This window comes from Mycobacterium montefiorense, from assembly GCF_003112775.1.
GTDB lineage: Bacteria > Actinomycetota > Actinomycetes > Mycobacteriales > Mycobacteriaceae > Mycobacterium > Mycobacterium montefiorense.
The window spans coordinates 925,576-939,887 of record NZ_BFCH01000018.1 but is presented as its reverse complement, the minus strand read 5'-3'; the positions used below and the strand labels follow the sequence as shown (position 1 = coordinate 939,887).

The 14,312-nt window shown below is 64.7% G+C and carries 17 protein-coding genes; 10 read left to right on the top strand and 7 right to left on the bottom strand.

The features are described from left to right. Positions 1 to 109: 109 nt before the first annotated feature. On the bottom strand, positions 110 to 2,410 hold the full coding sequence (gene aceA / locus DB708_RS16835; protein WP_108923677.1) for an isocitrate lyase ICL2: 2,301 nt from the start codon (positions 2,408 to 2,410) through the stop codon (positions 110 to 112). Positions 2,411 to 2,753: 343 nt separating this feature from the next. Here aceA and DB708_RS16830 point away from each other — a divergent pair, with 343 nt between their 5' ends. Next, the gene (locus DB708_RS16830) at positions 2,754 to 3,128 is read left to right on the top strand and encodes a hypothetical protein (protein WP_108923675.1); all 375 of its coding nucleotides are present in this window, start codon (positions 2,754 to 2,756) and stop codon (positions 3,126 to 3,128) included. On the opposite strand, the gene DB708_RS16825 is transcribed toward DB708_RS16830, so the two are convergent. Continuing rightward, the gene (locus tag DB708_RS16825; RefSeq protein WP_108923674.1) at positions 3,125 to 3,835 is read right to left on the bottom strand and encodes an MBL fold metallo-hydrolase; all 711 of its coding nucleotides are present in this window, start codon (positions 3,833 to 3,835) and stop codon (positions 3,125 to 3,127) included. The genes DB708_RS16830 and DB708_RS16825 overlap by 4 nt on opposite strands. A 76-nt stretch (positions 3,836 to 3,911) precedes the next feature. Between DB708_RS16825 and DB708_RS16820 the strand changes: the two genes are divergently transcribed. The 3 genes from DB708_RS16820 to DB708_RS16810 are packed head-to-tail and all read left to right on the top strand — an operon-like array spanning position 3,912 to position 5,651. Further along, a complete protein-coding gene (locus DB708_RS16820; protein ID WP_108923672.1) occupies positions 3,912 to 4,226 on the top strand; it encodes an ArsR/SmtB family transcription factor in 315 nt (104 codons plus the stop codon). Further along, the gene (locus DB708_RS16815) at positions 4,223 to 4,633 is read left to right on the top strand and encodes an SRPBCC family protein (RefSeq protein ID WP_108923670.1); all 411 of its coding nucleotides are present in this window, start codon (positions 4,223 to 4,225) and stop codon (positions 4,631 to 4,633) included. The genes DB708_RS16820 and DB708_RS16815 overlap by 4 nt, the downstream gene beginning before the upstream one ends. 13 nt (positions 4,634 to 4,646) lie before the next feature. Then, complete coding sequence (locus tag DB708_RS16810) at positions 4,647 to 5,651, top strand: zinc-binding dehydrogenase (RefSeq protein WP_108923668.1); 1,005 nt, start codon at positions 4,647 to 4,649, stop codon at positions 5,649 to 5,651. 19 nt (positions 5,652 to 5,670) lie between these two features. Here the strand turns inward: DB708_RS16810 and DB708_RS16805 are convergent, their stop codons facing one another. Then, entirely contained in the window at positions 5,671 to 7,236 is a 1,566-nt protein-coding gene (locus tag DB708_RS16805; RefSeq protein ID WP_108923666.1) for a phytoene desaturase family protein, read from the bottom strand. A gap of 112 nt (positions 7,237 to 7,348) precedes the next feature. Here DB708_RS16805 and DB708_RS16800 point away from each other — a divergent pair, with 112 nt between their 5' ends. The 3 genes from DB708_RS16800 to DB708_RS16790 all read left to right on the top strand — a co-directional run bounded on the left by DB708_RS16800 (position 7,349) and on the right by DB708_RS16790 (position 9,529). Further along, entirely contained in the window at positions 7,349 to 7,960 is a 612-nt protein-coding gene (locus DB708_RS16800) for a TetR/AcrR family transcriptional regulator (RefSeq protein ID WP_108924361.1), read from the top strand. A gap of 211 nt (positions 7,961 to 8,171) precedes the next feature. Next, positions 8,172 to 8,564: a tautomerase family protein gene (locus tag DB708_RS16795; RefSeq protein WP_108923664.1), complete on the top strand. Its 393-nt coding sequence runs from the start codon at positions 8,172 to 8,174 to the stop codon at positions 8,562 to 8,564. Continuing rightward, entirely contained in the window at positions 8,561 to 9,529 is a 969-nt protein-coding gene (locus DB708_RS16790) for an NAD(P)H-dependent flavin oxidoreductase (protein ID WP_261859459.1), read from the top strand. Before DB708_RS16795 ends, DB708_RS16790 begins: the two co-directional genes overlap by 4 nt. A 3-nt stretch (positions 9,530 to 9,532) precedes the next feature. Here the strand turns inward: DB708_RS16790 and DB708_RS16785 are convergent, their stop codons facing one another. Genes DB708_RS16785 through DB708_RS16775 form a run of 4 tightly spaced genes read right to left on the bottom strand, consistent with a single transcriptional unit; the run spans position 9,533 to position 12,422 of the window. After that, on the bottom strand, positions 9,533 to 10,246 hold the full coding sequence (locus DB708_RS16785; RefSeq protein WP_108923662.1) for a hypothetical protein: 714 nt from the start codon (positions 10,244 to 10,246) through the stop codon (positions 9,533 to 9,535). Between the two features lie 14 nt (positions 10,247 to 10,260). Continuing rightward, entirely contained in the window at positions 10,261 to 10,413 is a 153-nt protein-coding gene (locus tag DB708_RS27745; protein ID WP_235616794.1) for a hypothetical protein, read from the bottom strand. A 6-nt stretch (positions 10,414 to 10,419) separates the two neighbouring features. Continuing rightward, on the bottom strand, positions 10,420 to 11,715 hold the full coding sequence (locus DB708_RS16780; protein WP_235616793.1) for a class I adenylate-forming enzyme family protein: 1,296 nt from the start codon (positions 11,713 to 11,715) through the stop codon (positions 10,420 to 10,422). 17 nt (positions 11,716 to 11,732) lie between these two features. Next, complete coding sequence (locus tag DB708_RS16775) at positions 11,733 to 12,422, bottom strand: hypothetical protein (protein ID WP_235616834.1); 690 nt, start codon at positions 12,420 to 12,422, stop codon at positions 11,733 to 11,735. A gap of 193 nt (positions 12,423 to 12,615) precedes the next feature. On the opposite strand from DB708_RS16775, the gene DB708_RS16770 reads away from it, so the two are divergent. Genes DB708_RS16770 through DB708_RS16760 form a run of 3 tightly spaced genes read left to right on the top strand, consistent with a single transcriptional unit; the run spans position 12,616 to position 14,255 of the window. Then, positions 12,616 to 13,098 (top strand): carboxymuconolactone decarboxylase family protein, encoded by a 483-nt coding sequence (locus DB708_RS16770; RefSeq protein ID WP_108923660.1) that lies wholly within the window; start codon positions 12,616 to 12,618, stop codon positions 13,096 to 13,098. A 21-nt stretch (positions 13,099 to 13,119) separates the two neighbouring features. Then, positions 13,120 to 13,761 carry a nitroreductase family protein gene (locus DB708_RS16765; RefSeq protein WP_108923658.1) on the top strand — a complete coding sequence of 214 codons (642 nt, stop codon included), beginning with the start codon at positions 13,120 to 13,122 and terminating at the stop codon, positions 13,759 to 13,761. Continuing rightward, positions 13,761 to 14,255 carry an SRPBCC family protein gene (locus DB708_RS16760; RefSeq protein WP_108923656.1) on the top strand — a complete coding sequence of 165 codons (495 nt, stop codon included), beginning with the start codon at positions 13,761 to 13,763 and terminating at the stop codon, positions 14,253 to 14,255. The genes DB708_RS16765 and DB708_RS16760 overlap by 1 nt, the downstream gene beginning before the upstream one ends. Positions 14,256 to 14,312 lie beyond the last annotated feature (57 nt).

Below are 14,312 nucleotides of genomic sequence, written 5' to 3'. Positions count from 1 at the left end.
CCCGCCGCACGGCGGCGCCACAAAGTGGCCACATCGCGGTGCTCATAGCCACGACGCAACGAAAGACTAGGGCAGCCAACCAGTTTCATGGACTGGATGGCTGCGAAGACTAGCCGTCCTTGGTGATCAGCTTCCGCAGCGCTACCCGGTCGGCTGTCAGCAGCTCGGCGATGCGTGGCTTGTTCACCTCGGCGACGATGATCTCGCCGACCTCCGGGTAGACCTCGGTGAAGATGCCGTGGGACTTCATCTTCTCGGTCTGATACAGGTTGTCCTCGGTGGGCGTCACGTAGTAGACGGCGTCGGCCTTGAAGCGGTGTACCAGCCACAGGTGGATCAAAGTCATCAGCCGCTTCTGGCGCAGCTTCTCGGCGAACGTGTTCTGGTCGCGCACCTGCAGGATGCTGCGGCCGTGCCGGTCCTTGATCGGATCGACCACGACGTTGGCCAGCGGGTCGTCGTCGCTGCCGTAGATGCCGAGTTCGAGCACGTCCGAGCCGGCGCGGCGGGGCCGCAGCGTCACACGGAGTCTCTCGCCGAGCTGGTAGTGCTCGCTCCACAGCGCCAGCCACTCCTCCAGCAGCTTTTTGGGCACCTCGGTCTGCACCAAGTGCTGGTGCTGGGTCGAGCCTTTGCCCATCGCCTTCGTGGTCGCGGTGCGGCCCGAGGAGGCGGCCAACGCGGCGTCGCTGCGGGGACCACCGACCAGAGTCTGCGGCGTCCGGTAGGGCGACTCGACCAGGCGCATCTTGCGCTGCAAGCGGGCCAGCGCGAGCATGCCGTCCTGTCTGAGGTTGGTGGCGAACTCCTCGGCGGCCACACCGTCGATCTGATGTCCGCCGTAGGTGATGAAGTTGAAGACGAAGCCCATCTTGCCGAGTTCCACGGGGAACTGCTTCATTTCCTCGTCGGTCATCCCGGTGGTGTCCCAGTTGAATGACGGTGACAGGTTGTAGGCCAGCATCTGGTCGGGGAACTCGGCGTGGATCGCGTCGGCGAACTCCTTGGCATCGGCCAGATCCGCGGTCTTGGTCTCCATCCAGAGGATGTCGGCGAACGGCGCCGCCGCGAGTGACTTTGCGATCGCGTACGGAATGCCGCCGCGGACCTGGTAGTAACCTTCCGGGGTCCTTGCCAGCTCCGGGCTCCATTGTGGGGCGGCGCCCAACTCTCGCGCCTTGCCGCGGGCGGCGTAGTGCGACGTGCGCACGGCGAATTGGCGCCACTCATCGGGACTCATGCTCGCCGGCTCGCCTTCGCTTTCGCCGAACGCCAGCACGTCCGCCACGGCGTCGCTATAGGTCATCAGCCCGGCGTCGTCCTCCCAGGCGGCCACGAACCGCGATTCGGCCTGGTCGAACAGGTCGTCGATCGAGCCTTGTCCGTTCTCGCGCCACTGGTTGACGGCTTCGGAGACCAGGCCCAGGATGCCTTGCCGCTCCAGCCACGCCGTCGCGATGCCGTACTCGCTATCGGCGAGGGCATACAGAAGATGTCCGTTGAGCCCCTTGACGCCCAGCTCGTGGAATCGCCGCATCAGCGCCAGGAAACAGCTCTTGTAGGACGGAATGTCCAGGTTGGTGGCTCCGAGCAGGAACGCCTGGTCGCGCTCGTCGGAATTGCTGTCGATCAGGTTGGCCGCCTCGGCGTCGGTGCGCGCGACGATGATGCCCGGCACACCCATGACGTCAAGCTGGAAGCGCGCGGCGTTGAGGCGCTTGATCTGTTCGTCGGACGGAACCAGAACCTTGCCGCCCTGATGACCACACTTCTTGGTACCCGGGCGCTGGTCTTCGATGTGGTAGCCGGGCACGCCGACTTCGACGAAGCGGCGGATCAGGTTGCGCACGTGCGGATCACCGCCGTGACCAGTGTCCGCGTCGGCGATGATGAACGGCCGGAAGTCATACTGCTTGGCTGTGGCGCGCTGCTGTTCGCTCATCTGCAGCCGCTGGTAACGCTGGTTGCGGTCCGCGGTGAGAAGCGCACGCACCAGCACCGCGGCATCTTCGGGCACCTGGCTCAGCGGGTAACTGGCGAGGTCGGGCCCGGGATCCTCAGTGGTGGACCCTTTGGCGGAGGTTGCCCAACCGCCCAGATAGATCCCTTCGATGCCCATCCGTTTCATGCTCACCGCCTGTCCGGGTGAGTACGGCCCGAAGGTGGTGATGCTTTTCTTCGCCGCGAAAAGCGCGCGCAGGTGCGGATAGAACGCTTTTGCCGCTTCCCGGGCCACGGTGTAGTCGGTCGGTATCGTGCCGCGTTGCTCTACTACTTGGCGGGCCGTATAGAGGCGAATGATCCCGGCAAACCGTGGGTCATCGAAGTATTGCTGCGTGGCGGCTGTCTGTTGTTCCAGGTCTTGCTCGAAGGGTGCGGGGACCTCGGTGTCCGCGTCGATGATTGCCATGGCCTTAGGCTCCTCTGTCAGCACGATTTCGCTGCACGTGAGTCTATCCCCGGACCCGATATTTCAATCATGGTTAATTGACCGGTTACCGAGCCGGGCCAAACCTGTTGCCACACCCCGTACTCCGGGGTCAAAGAACACCGATGCGGCAGGTCGGGCCCGGCGAGGCGCGGATTCCCGCTATTGCCGTCCTCCTAAGGTATTGCAGAGCAACACATTTCGATGAGGCTGTCGCCGCCGGGCCGGTTCGGGCCGCGGTCCGTGACCCAGGTAGCAAACTACATAGATGGGTAGATGAAAATAAATCCATCCCAGCCAGCAAACTACGAGTAAGGTCGGTCGGGTGCAGACGGAATTGCGGTACGAGCGTTGGTATGTGCTGTTATCCACGCCGCTGGGTCTCGGGCCCAAAAGCAGCGAGGTGCGGGTCGAAGACGGGGCTCTGCGCGTAAAGATGGGCTGGGCGTTTGACGCCCGTATCCCGATCGCGTCAATCACTCGCGCCGAAGCGACCGACGAGCGGGCCTTCACCGCGGGCGTGCACTATTCAAACGGTCGCTGGCTGGTCAACGGTTCGGGAAAAGGGCTGGTGGCATTGACGATCGAGCCTGGTGTCCAGGCGAAAGTTCCGTTCAGGTCGGCGACGCTGCGCTCGTTGGTACTCAGCGTGACCGATCCGGACGCGCTGATCGCAGCGTGCACGGTTGCGGCCGGCTAGCCCGAACGTCGTTGTAGCCAAGCCCGCTGGCGGCGGATGAACTCCGCGTCGACGATCTTCCCGTGACCTGGGACGTAGATCGCTGCGCGACCACCGATCGCCCGCACCCGATCCAGCGTTGCGGGCCACGCTGCCACATCAGAGTCGGCATCGATGGCTGGGTCGGCGGACTCTTCGACGAGGTCACCGGTGAATATCACGACCCGGTCGTCGTGATCGTCCGGCCCCGGCGCAATGACGATCAAGTCCGATGTGGTGTGCCCGCGGCCGGGGTGGGTGATCCTTACTACGCGGTCGCCCAGGTCGATGATGGCGTCGTAGACCCCGCACTGCGGCGGCCGCAACGCGGCAATAGCCCGGTCGATCTCGGCGGCGTCCGCACCACAACTGAGCGCGTCGGCGCGAATCTGGTCGTGCGCCGACGACAGGTAGTCGACAACCTCCGGCGCGCAGTAGACGTCGGCTTCTGCGAATAGCGAGGAGCCCAGTACATGGTCGAAATGCTTGTGCGTCAACACAATATGGGTGACCGGGCCGCCGGTGAGCTGCCGGACGTCCTCGTCGATCGCGGCCGCCTCGGTCAGGGTGCTGCCGGTATCGACAAGTAATGCTCGAGTATGTCCGCGCACCAGGCCAATTGTGACGTCGCAGAACGGAAGCCGGCAGCGATAAACGCTGGGGGTCAGCCGCTCCCAGGTGAATCGCATAGGAGAAACGTAGCGCGCGCCGGTATTACGTTGCAGGCGCTTGACGTGTCGGGAATTCCCGACATATAGTGCCGACGTGGCGACCTCGGACCGCGTTTTTCTCGCCCTGGCGAATCCGGTGCGGCGGGAGTTATTGCAGATTCTGACGCGCCAGCAACTGTCCGCGGGGGAACTCAGTGACCGGTTCGAGCTCAGTCGGCCGGCCGTCGCCGAGCACCTCAAGGTGCTGCGCGACGCCGGCCTGGTTGCCGACGAGCCGCAGGGCCGCCGCCGTATCTATCGGTTGACCGCGGAGCCACTTGCCGAACTCGGCGAGTGGCTGCACCCGTTCGAAAAGTTCTGGCGCGGACGGCTGGCCGCGCTGGCCGATGTAGCAGCGGAGCTGGAATGAACCAGACGCCATCACCTGCGACGATCACTGTCGACCAATTCGTGGCCGCGCCCCCGGAGAAGGTGTGGCGGCTGCTCACCGAACCCGACCTGATGCGGATCTGGTGGGCCGAAGGCCAAGTAGCCGCGGTCGTCGGCCACCAGTTTGTCCTCGACATGCCCGGCTACGGCAAGCAACCCTGTAAGGTGCTCGAGGTCGATCCGCCGCACCGCTTCGTCTACACCTTCACCCCCGCTTGGACACTCACCTGGCGCTTGGAACCCGACGGTTCCGACACCCGAGTATTCTTGGAGCACAGCGGCTTTGACCTTGACGACACCAGGATGGCTCAGGCCTTCGACCGAATGGGTCCCGGGTGGCGTGATGTCGTACTCCCCCGCCTCGCCCAGGCGGCGGCACAAGCTTAAGGAAAGGATCGCGATGCGCGCAGTCGTCATCACCAAGCACGGGGACCCATCGGTCTTGCAGGTGCAGCAGCGCCCCGACCCACCCGGGCCGGGGCCGGGCCAGCTACAGGTTGTGGTCCGGGCCGCGGGGGTGAACTTCGCCGACCACCTGGCTCGCGTCGGGCTCTATCCCGACGCGCCGAAACTTCCGGCGATCGTCGGCTACGAGGTCGCCGGGACCATCGCGGCCGTCGGCGAAGGCGTCGACGCCAACCGCGTTGGCGAACGGGTCTTGGCCGGAACGCGATTCGGCGGCTACGCCGAAATCGTCAACGTCGCCGCCACCGATTCCGTGGCCCTACCCGACGCGCTGAGCTTCGAGCAGGGTGCCGCCGTCCCGGTCAACTATGCGACGGCCTGGGCGGCGCTGCACGGCTATGGCTCGCTGCGCCGCGGCGAGCGGGTGTTGATTCACGCCGCGGCCGGCGGCGTTGGCACGGCGGCCATCCAGTTCGCGAAGGCGGCCGGCGCCGAAGTGCACGGTACCGCCTCGCCGGGCAAGCATCAGAAGCTCGGCGAATTCGGCGTGGACCGCGCGATCGACTACCGCCGCGACGGCTGGTGGAAGGACGTCGGCCCGTACGATCTGATCCTCGACGCCCTCGGCGGGACCTCACTGCGGCGCTCATATGCATTGCTGCGCCCCGGCGGAAGGCTTGTCGGCTACGGGGTTTCGTCGCTGCAGGAAGGCGAGAAACGCTCGCTGCGCAGGGCGGCTCCGCAGGTGTTGTCGATGCTGCGTGGTTTCAATTTGATGGACCAGCTCTCGGCGTCAAAGGCCGTGATCGGCCTGAACATGCTGCGTCTGTGGGACGACCGCGGCACGCTGGAGCCCTGGATCGCGCCGCTGACCGAAGCCCTGCACGACGGCACCATCTCGCCCATCGTGCATGCGGCCGTCCCGTTCGACGAGGCGCCGAGGGCACACCGGATCCTGGCGGCGCGGGAGAATATCGGGAAGGTCGTCCTGGTTCCCTAGAACTTCGGCGGCTGATCTGCTATCGGTCGTCCAGAATCTGGTAGGCCGCGTTGTAGCCGGGAGTAAACGTAATACCTGGGCCGCCATGGCATCCCGCGCCGCCCAGGTAGAGACCATCGATCGGAATCGGCATGTCGAGGAAGCCTTTCGGGCCGGGACGGTTAGGGCCCATCAAATCCGGGTGCAACAGCCCGTGGCAGAAGTCGCCGGCGGGTGCGCCGAACATCGTGTTCATGTGGTAGGGCGCGAACGTGATATGGCGGATCACAATGTCTTTGAAGTTGGGTGCGAATTTGGAGATCTTGTCGATAACGCGCTGTGCCATCTCGTTTTTCAGATGCCCATGCTGGTCACGGTCGACTTCGACGGGGAACGCGTAGGCGAACGCACTCGCGGCATGCTTGCCGTGCGGCGCCATGCTGGGGTCATGCACCGAGGGGATCTGCATGCCCATTGACGGGTTGTCTGGAACGATGCCCTGCCGGCATATCTCCCATTGCCGCTGCTGCTCTTCAGGTGTCCCGAAGATACCCACCGACTGCTGCATGCCCTCTTCGTTGAGGAACTCATACGGCGGCGCGAATTCGGGCAGCCCGTCCAGCGCGAAATGAAGCTGCACGAACGAGGCCCGGTGGTCACGGTCACAGACACGTGAGACTAGTTCCGCGGGAACGTGTTCGGATGCAATGAGCTCGGTGAGCGTGATGTCGGGCGACAGGTTGGAGACCACGATCGGCGCCGAGATCGTCGAGCCGTCCCGCAGTCGCACGCCGGATACCTTCTGATTCTCGACGAGGATCTGTTCAGCCTTGGTGCGGAAACGGATCTCGCCGCCGTGGGATTCGAACAGCTCGCGCAGGTGTTCGGTGAGTGCGCCGATGCCGCCCTTGAGCTTGGTCATCATCGGGGTGCTGTCGTCGGGCACCGCGAGCGCGAACGCCAAACATGCGGCGCTGCCCGGTGTGTAGGGGCCGCGATAGGTGGAGTTGACCGCCAAAAATGCCAGCATTCCGCGCATTACGGCGTGCTTGCCCTTGTCCGGCAGGTAGCGGTCGATCACGTCCATTGCCGACCCGAACAGCATCTCGTGGATCGCTCGGCGTTCGGCGTCATTGGTTGCGCACGCATACATCTGGTCAAGCGTCTTGGGTGGCTGGCGCACGTCGAAGCGGCCGAGCGCCCGCGCGGGCGCCTGGCTCCACCCGATCAGCTCAGCCATACCCATCACGGCTTGGACGCCGTGCTTCTCGTTCAGGTGGGTCATCAGCTGCATCGGGTCGCGGTAGAAGACCATCGGCTCTTCGCCGTTTTCGCCGATGTTGATCGACATGACTTCGGGCTCTATCGCGGGCAGTGTGTCCAGCCCGAGGTCCTTGGTGAGTTGGGAACACGTCGGAAACTGCACCGAACCGGCGATCTCATAACGGAAACCGTCGATCAATTCGACTGTTGCCGCCATGCCTCCCGCGTACGTGTTGGCTTCCAGACACACCGTCCGCAGGCCTGCGCGCTGCAGAATCGCGGCGGCGGTCAGCCCGTTGTGCCCGGCACCCACCACGATCGCGTCGTACTCCGTCTTGCTCATGGTGCTGGTCCTGCCCTCCGTCGATGGTCTGTGCGTGACAAGAATATGTCAGTACTGACATAATAGGAAGATGTCAGTTATGACACGCCCGGTGCGATACGATCGGCTCGAAATGACTGTGCTCGCGGGTAAGCCGACCAATCGCCACGAACTGCGCCGGCGATCGACGCATGAGGCGTTGCGCCAAGCCGCATTGAAAAGCTTCGCCCACAAAGGATTTGCGAACGTCACCGTCACCGAACTGGCGCGCGAGGCCGGCGTTACGGAACGTACCTTCTTCCGGCACTTCCCGACCAAGGAGTCGGTGCTGTTCCAGGACTACGAGACGCAGCTGGAATGGCTGGCCGAGGCCCTTGCGCAACGGCCGGCCGCCGAGTCGCTATTCGATGCGGTGCTGGCGAGCGTCGCGGCTTTCCCGCACGACCTGGAAGTGGTCCGCCAGGCCGCGACGGCCCGCACCGAGTTGATCAGTGCGGAACGCATCGCCGGCCACTTGCGGGTCGTGCAATCCTCGTTCGCCGCGGTGCTGACCGATTTCATCAGGAACCGTAATCCCAAAGCACCGAATCTAGATCTGAGTGCCGAGGTCGCGGGGTCTGCCATGGCTGCGGCTCTCGTCGTGGCAGTGGAGCATTGGGGCCGAAACGGTTGCGTCGACGATCTTGGCGAGCTGGTGATCGCGAGTCTGGAATTGGTTCGCTCCGGCTTGGCGCCGCTGGCGTAATCCGCCGTAGGCGTCCGATACGCCGGCGCGTGCCGTCGTTCACGCACACCGAAAGCCGTAAGTACCCAACCGCTATCAGGTGCCGCAACTCGACTCGGCCGCCGTCCAGCATGCCCATGCCTGACAAGCAAAGATGCTTGACGACAGGAATTTCACAGCCGCTGCCGACGGACCTAATGTCGTAACCGAGGCGCACCGAGGAGGAGAACAAATGCCGCTTGTGTACATCGACCTGATCGAGGGGCGCACACCGTCGGAGGTTCGGGCGCTGCTGGACGCCGTTCATGACGCCGTTGTCGGATCGTTCGGGGTGCCGCCGCGCGACCGCTACCAGGTGGTGCATACCCATCCCGACCACGAGATCGTAGCCTGGGACACCGGTCTTGGCATCGATCGCTCGGCACGGCTGGTGGTGGTCCACGTGGTGAGTAGGCGGCGCGCTCGCGCAATGAAAGAGCGGTTCTACGAGCTGCTGGCGTCGAATCTGTCCGAACGGTGTGGGCTCGATCCGGCCGATCTGATCGTGTCGATCACCGAAAATGGCGACGAAGATTGGTCTTTCGGCCATGGCCGGGCTCAGTTTCTGACTGGGCAGCTCCAGTGAACAGCGCGCTGTCCACCCGCCTCACCGAGTTCTTCGGTATCGAACATCCGATCCTGCTCGCGCCGATGGCGATGGCTTCCGGCGGTCGGCTCGCGGCCGCGGTGGCATCCGGTGGCGGCCTTGGTCTGATCGGCGGTGGGTACGGCAACGCCGACTGGCTCCGGAGTGAATTCGGCGAAGCCGGCGGCGCGAAGGTCGGCTGCGGGTTCATCACTTGGAGCCTGGCTCGAGAGCCTGAGCTACTCGAACAGGTCCTCGACCGGCAACCCGCCGCGATCATGTTGTCGTTCGGCGATATTCGGCCGTTCGCCGAGCGAATCCACGCGGCGGGTGTTCCGCTGATCGCCCAGGTGCAGAAGCTGGACCAGGCGCGCCAGGCGCTGGACGTCGGCGCCGAAATTATTGTGGCGCAGGGCGGTGAGGCCGGCGGCCACGGAATGACCGTCCGGTCTACCTTCACGCTGGTTCCCGAAGTCGTCGATCTGGTCGTCGCCGGCTCCCCCGAAACGTTGGTCGTGGCCGCCGGAGGCGTCGCCGATGGCCGTGGGCTGGCGGCGGCATTGGCACTCGGTGCCGATGGTGCGCTGGTCGGCACTCGGCTCTGGGCCAGCGCGGAGGCGTTGGTCTCGCCGCGGGCTCACCAGCGGGCCATCCCGGCCGGCGGTGACCAGACCTTCCGGACGCGCGTGTATGACCTTGTGCGACAGCTTGATTGGCCCGCCAACTACAACGCGCGAGCGCTGGGGAACGCCTTCCTCGATACCTGGCATGGCAACGAGAACCAGCTATCGGCGGTCTTGCCCGATGCGGTGGCCACCTTCGAAAAGGCGGTGGCCGAACAGGATTTCGACGCAGCGCCCATGCTCGTCGGCGAGGCGATAGGACTCGTTCGCGACATTCGCCCGGCTGCCGACATCGTGCGCGAGATGGCGGCTGACGCCGCCCGGATCTTGGGTCGGGAGTGACGTTCAGTACAGGGGCGACCAGTCCGACGTCCGCAGCAACCGACTTTCCCACTGATCGCGATACCTAAGGGCTTCGAACATGTAGCTGCCCGGCGCCCGGTACTCGGGCGGCACCTCTTTGGTCAGCAGATGGACGAGTGCCGCGTAGTTGTTGGAGTCATCAATCTTCTGCCACAGCATGGCTTCTCGTCGTTGATAGCTTCCATGTGCGATTTGGAAACAGGCCTGGATGTCCAGTATTCGCATTTGTGCCGGCGCCTGGGACAGCGGCCGATAGTAGATGTCGTTCCAGGAGCGGATGTAGTCGTCGAGCGGCGCCGAAGGCCAGCCGGTGTCTTCCATGAAGAGGCTCAGCGGGTGTGTTCCCGCGTCGGTAGGTACGGTCGCCAGGTCGACCGACTGCAACGGGGACCACGCCACCGGCAGCAGCAGCTTGCCCGTCACCTCGTGGCGCAGGTTGTCGAGTTCACGCATCCACGGCCGCAGATCGCCCCGCTGGGTACGCCGCGCAAGACTCTCCCAGGATGCGCCATCGGCGATGCCCGTGATCGTGACCACGGTGTAGGAAGGCCCGGTGCCATGCGTGTGGTTGGTGTACCAGAGCAGCCGAGCATTGTCTTCGGTGGCCAGCGTGGGCATCCATCCCTCGCGGTAGGCAGCCTCGAACTCGTCTTGCCGTGTACCCACCACTTTGTGGGTCTCGTGCAGAAACAGCACTTGGACTCCTAAGTTCAGGCGCCATCCGCGATCAGCGTGGCGAGCTGATCGCGGTTGACCTTCCCGGTTGCGCTATAGGGGATGCTGTCGATGATCGTCAATCGCTCGGGGAGCTTGAAGTACGCGATCAACTCGCGACAGTGGGCCCGCAACTCGTCGAGGGTCACCGGGCTTCAAACCACCACGGCGGCACCGACTCGTTGGCCCAACTCGTCGTCGGCGATCCCGGCGACCGCAACATCACTGACTGCCGGATGTGAACGCAATGCTTCCTCGACCTCGATCGGTCCGAATTTCTCTCCCCCACGATTGATTGTGTCCTTCAGCCGGCCGCTAGGAAAGATATAGCCGTCGGCATCTTGGCGGGCGAGGTCACCGGTATGCAGCCAGCCTTCGGTGACGTTCTGGGTCGTGTTCACCCACAACTCGCCGACCGCTCCGGCGTTGACGTCGTTGCCGGTGTCGGGGTCTACGACGCGCACTTCGACTCCGGGTAGTGGCCGGCCGACGGAAGCGGCGCGCGCCGGATCGAGGTGATCCTGTGGCATCAAAGTCGTGTAAGCGCCCAGGGTTTCGGTCTGGCCGAATACGTTGGCGAACCCCACGTGCGGCAGTGCAGTCATGGCCCTGCGCACCAGAGTCAGCGGCGCGGCCGCGGCCCCGTACGCAATGGCGATCAGGGACGACAGATCGGTGCCGGCGAAGTCGGGATGATCGAGGATCCGCTGCAGCATCGTCGGCACCATGAATGTGGTGCTGACGCGGTGCTCCGACACCAGACGCAGCCACTCGCCGGCGTCGAATCGCTGCTGTATCACCGCGGTGTTGCCCGAATACAAGCTGCCGAGGACGCCCAGCGCGCCACCGACATGGAACAACGGAACGGTCAGCATGCTCACCGAGGGTTTCGCGCCCACCCGGAAGGGTCGCGACATTCCGGTGATGCGTCTGGTGAGCTGACGTTCGGTGATACTGACGGTCTTCGGGAGTCCCGTTGTGCCACTGGTGAATAGAATCAACGCATCGCGGTCGTCAGCGGCATCGAGATCGGGGTCGACGGCGGGTGAGTTCGACCCGGGGCCACCCGTGAGATCGGTGAGCGTCAATACCGTGCGGGCACCCGATTCCCGGACCCGATCGACGGACTGCTCCCCCGCGACAGTCACCTCGGCGCAGCCGGCATTCGTGCGCAGACCTTGCAACTCGGGCGGCGTCAGTGCGGGATTCATCAGCGCCGGCGCTGCGCCGACGCGCGCCGCGCCGAGCAAGGCGGCAATCGCCAGCAGACTGCCACCATCGACGACGGCGATGCGCTGTCCGGGTGTGACACCGTGTGCGGCCAGACCCGTCGCGCACTGCCGCACTGCCGTCGCCAGGTCGCCGTAGCTGACGGTGCGCTCGCCGACGACGAGCGCAGGCCGGGCGGGATCGCCGCTGGCGGCGGCGTCATGGATCGTCCCGGTGTTCATCGCGGCCGCAGTACCCCTTAGAAAAGAGGCGACCACTCGGAGGTGCGCAGCAACCGGCTACTCCACTGATCGCGCAGGTCGAGGGCGTCGTACATCCAGGTGCCCGGCGCGCGGTACTCGGCGGGGATATGGCTGCGAAGCAGGTCGAGCAGCGCGTCCGGCCTGCTGATGCGCTGCATCAGGATCACCTCGCGCCGCACGTGGCTGCCGAGTGCGGGCTGGAATGCGGCGTGCATCGTCAGCATCGAGGACGGTTCCTCGAGACTTCTGGCGTACACCTCACCGCAGCGGACGATGTATTCCTCGAACTTGTCCTCGTAGGGCCACATGGTGTCTTCCATGTAGAGGGTCATCTCGTGCTCTCGCCCGTCGACCGGCACCTCGTCGAACTGCACTTCACCAAGTGGTGACCACGGCAGCGGCATCAGCAGCTTGGCGTCCACCTCGTGGCGGAGCTCGTCGAGACCGCGCATCCACTCCTGAAGGTCGCCCTGCTGCACCCGCAAGGTCAGCCGCTCCCACGCCGCTCCGTCGCGGACGGCCGTCACAGTGACGACGGTGTACGCGGGTCCGCTGCCATGCGCCTGGTTGGCGTACCACAGCAATCGAGCGTCGTCACCGCTGCCGAGTATCGGCATCCAGCCGTCGCGGAACGCCGCCTCGAAGTCGTCTTCCTTGCGGCCGCGCACCGTGTGTAGCTCGTGCATGAACAGCACGCACAGACCTCCGTTCGCGGCGTTGGGCTGCAAGCCGCTTCACGGACGGTAAACCCCGGCCGTATGGCACGTCCAGACCGGGTTAGTCATATGCACAATTAGGCCCGGTCGGTGGCCTAGACAGCCGAGTTGAGAATCTGGTTTGCTCAAGTCGGCACCGTCGTTACCGGGCAGGAGATTTCCCATGGCAAGGCTCGAGGTGCCGGACGGCCCCGGTGGTGAAGCCGCCATGATCTGGTCGCTGCGTCCGCAACTCGGCGGCATGGTCGAACGCATGATCCGCGGCGCCTATCAGGAGAGCATTCTGCCGGCCGACGAGCGCGAGCTGGCCAGAATGCGGATCGCGCAGATCAACGACTGCGTCGCCTGCTCGGGCTTCCGCGCCCAGTCGGTGCTGGAGGCCGGCGTGGCACCCGAGCTTTACGACAACGTCGCCGCATATGCCACCTACCCGGGCTACACGCGGCGCCAGCGTCTTGCCATCGAGTACGCCGAGCGTTTCGCCAACGATCATGCGTCCATGGATGACGCATTCTTCCAACGACTTCGAGAATCATTCTCCGACGAGGAGATCCTGGATCTCACGCTGTGCGTCGCGGTATTCCTCGGCCTGGGACGCTCCCTGACGGTGCTGGGCGTCGACCAGTCCTGCGCCATCGACCTCTAACCAAGCATCTGAAGGGAACCCATGGACATCGCTACCGTCGACGAACTGCTGAGCACCACACGGTCGGTGCGCAAACGCCTCGACCTGAGCCGGCCGGTCAGCCGCGACGTGATTCTGGAGTGCATCCAGCTGGCGATGCAAGCGCCCACGGCGAGCAACACACAGGACTGGCGTTGGCTGGTGATCACCGACGCGGACAAGCGCGCGGCCATCGCCGAGATCTACCGAAGCATCGGCTCCCAGTACCTGGCGTACGCGGCTGACAACGCGACGGACCCGCAGACACAGCGGGTGTACCAGAGCGCGATGAGCCTGACCGAAACGTTGGGGCAGGTGCCGGTGCACGTCATTCCCTGCCTCACCCAGCGCATCGAGACCGCGGAACCCGGTATCGCAGCGGCGGCCTGGGCGTCGATCATCCCGGCGGGTTGGAGCTTTCTGCTGGCGCTTCGCTCCCGTGGCCTGGGATCGGTGTGGACGACGATGCATCTGTTCAAGGAGCGGGAGGTGGCCGAGCTGCTCGGCATCCCACCCACCGTTACCCAGGCCGCGCTGTTCCCCGTCGCTTACACGATCGGTACCGACTTCCGGCCGGCCACGCGGCCGCCCGCGGAGACCATCACCTATTGGAATAGTTGGATACCGGCTGATGGAGAAGGCTGATGCAGTCCTACACCGTGCGATTCCACGTCGACGCGCCGCCGAAAAAAGTCTGGCGAGTGCTGCATCCGCCGGCGCCGCCGAACGCCCCGCGCCCGCGGGTGCTCAAGTGGCCGACCGGCAGCATGGAAATCCTGAACGAGGGCAACGAAGCCGGCGAGGGCCTGGTCCGCACCTGCATTTTCGAAGTGCCCAAATATCTGCTGACCAGAGGTAGGGCGCGTTCCTGGGAGACCGTGACCGAAGCGCAGCTCAACAAGTTGTCGCGATATGTGGCTGTGGGTGCCCCGCTGTGGTCGCGTGCCGAGGGTTATCACCAACTTGAAGAGCAACCCGACGGCACCACCGTGCTGACGTTCCACGAGACGTATCACGCCTACAACCCGGTGCTGCGCTTCTTCCTCGAACGGGCGGTGCACGCGAAAATTTCGCGGGACAACCTCGACACGTATGAGCATGCGCTCGGCTATGCCGGCACAGTGCGGCGGCTGGCCTAGGCGTTGGCGAAGCTGCTCGGCTGATTTCACAACGACGTGAATTAGGTTCTCGACCCC

Coding starts and splice junctions, on each gene's coding strand:
- aceA (WP_108923677.1), bottom strand. CDS start 2,410: ATGGCAATCATCGACGCGGACACCGAGGTCCCCGCACCCTTCGAGCAA.
- DB708_RS16825 (WP_108923674.1), bottom strand. CDS start 3,835: ATGCGATTCACCTGGGAGCGGCTGACCCCCAGCGTTTATCGCTGCCGG.
- DB708_RS16815 (WP_108923670.1), top strand. CDS start 4,223: ATGAACCAGACGCCATCACCTGCGACGATCACTGTCGACCAATTCGTG.
- DB708_RS16810 (WP_108923668.1), top strand. CDS start 4,647: ATGCGCGCAGTCGTCATCACCAAGCACGGGGACCCATCGGTCTTGCAG.
- DB708_RS16805 (WP_108923666.1), bottom strand. CDS start 7,236: ATGAGCAAGACGGAGTACGACGCGATCGTGGTGGGTGCCGGGCACAAC.
- DB708_RS16800 (WP_108924361.1), top strand. CDS start 7,349: ATGACTGTGCTCGCGGGTAAGCCGACCAATCGCCACGAACTGCGCCGG.
- DB708_RS16795 (WP_108923664.1), top strand. CDS start 8,172: ATGCCGCTTGTGTACATCGACCTGATCGAGGGGCGCACACCGTCGGAG.
- DB708_RS16780 (WP_235616793.1), bottom strand. CDS start 11,715: ATGAACACCGGGACGATCCATGACGCCGCCGCCAGCGGCGATCCCGCC.
- DB708_RS16775 (WP_235616834.1), bottom strand. CDS start 12,422: ATGCACGAGCTACACACGGTGCGCGGCCGCAAGGAAGACGACTTCGAG.
- DB708_RS16770 (WP_108923660.1), top strand. CDS start 12,616: ATGGCAAGGCTCGAGGTGCCGGACGGCCCCGGTGGTGAAGCCGCCATG.
- DB708_RS16765 (WP_108923658.1), top strand. CDS start 13,120: ATGGACATCGCTACCGTCGACGAACTGCTGAGCACCACACGGTCGGTG.
- DB708_RS16760 (WP_108923656.1), top strand. CDS start 13,761: ATGCAGTCCTACACCGTGCGATTCCACGTCGACGCGCCGCCGAAAAAA.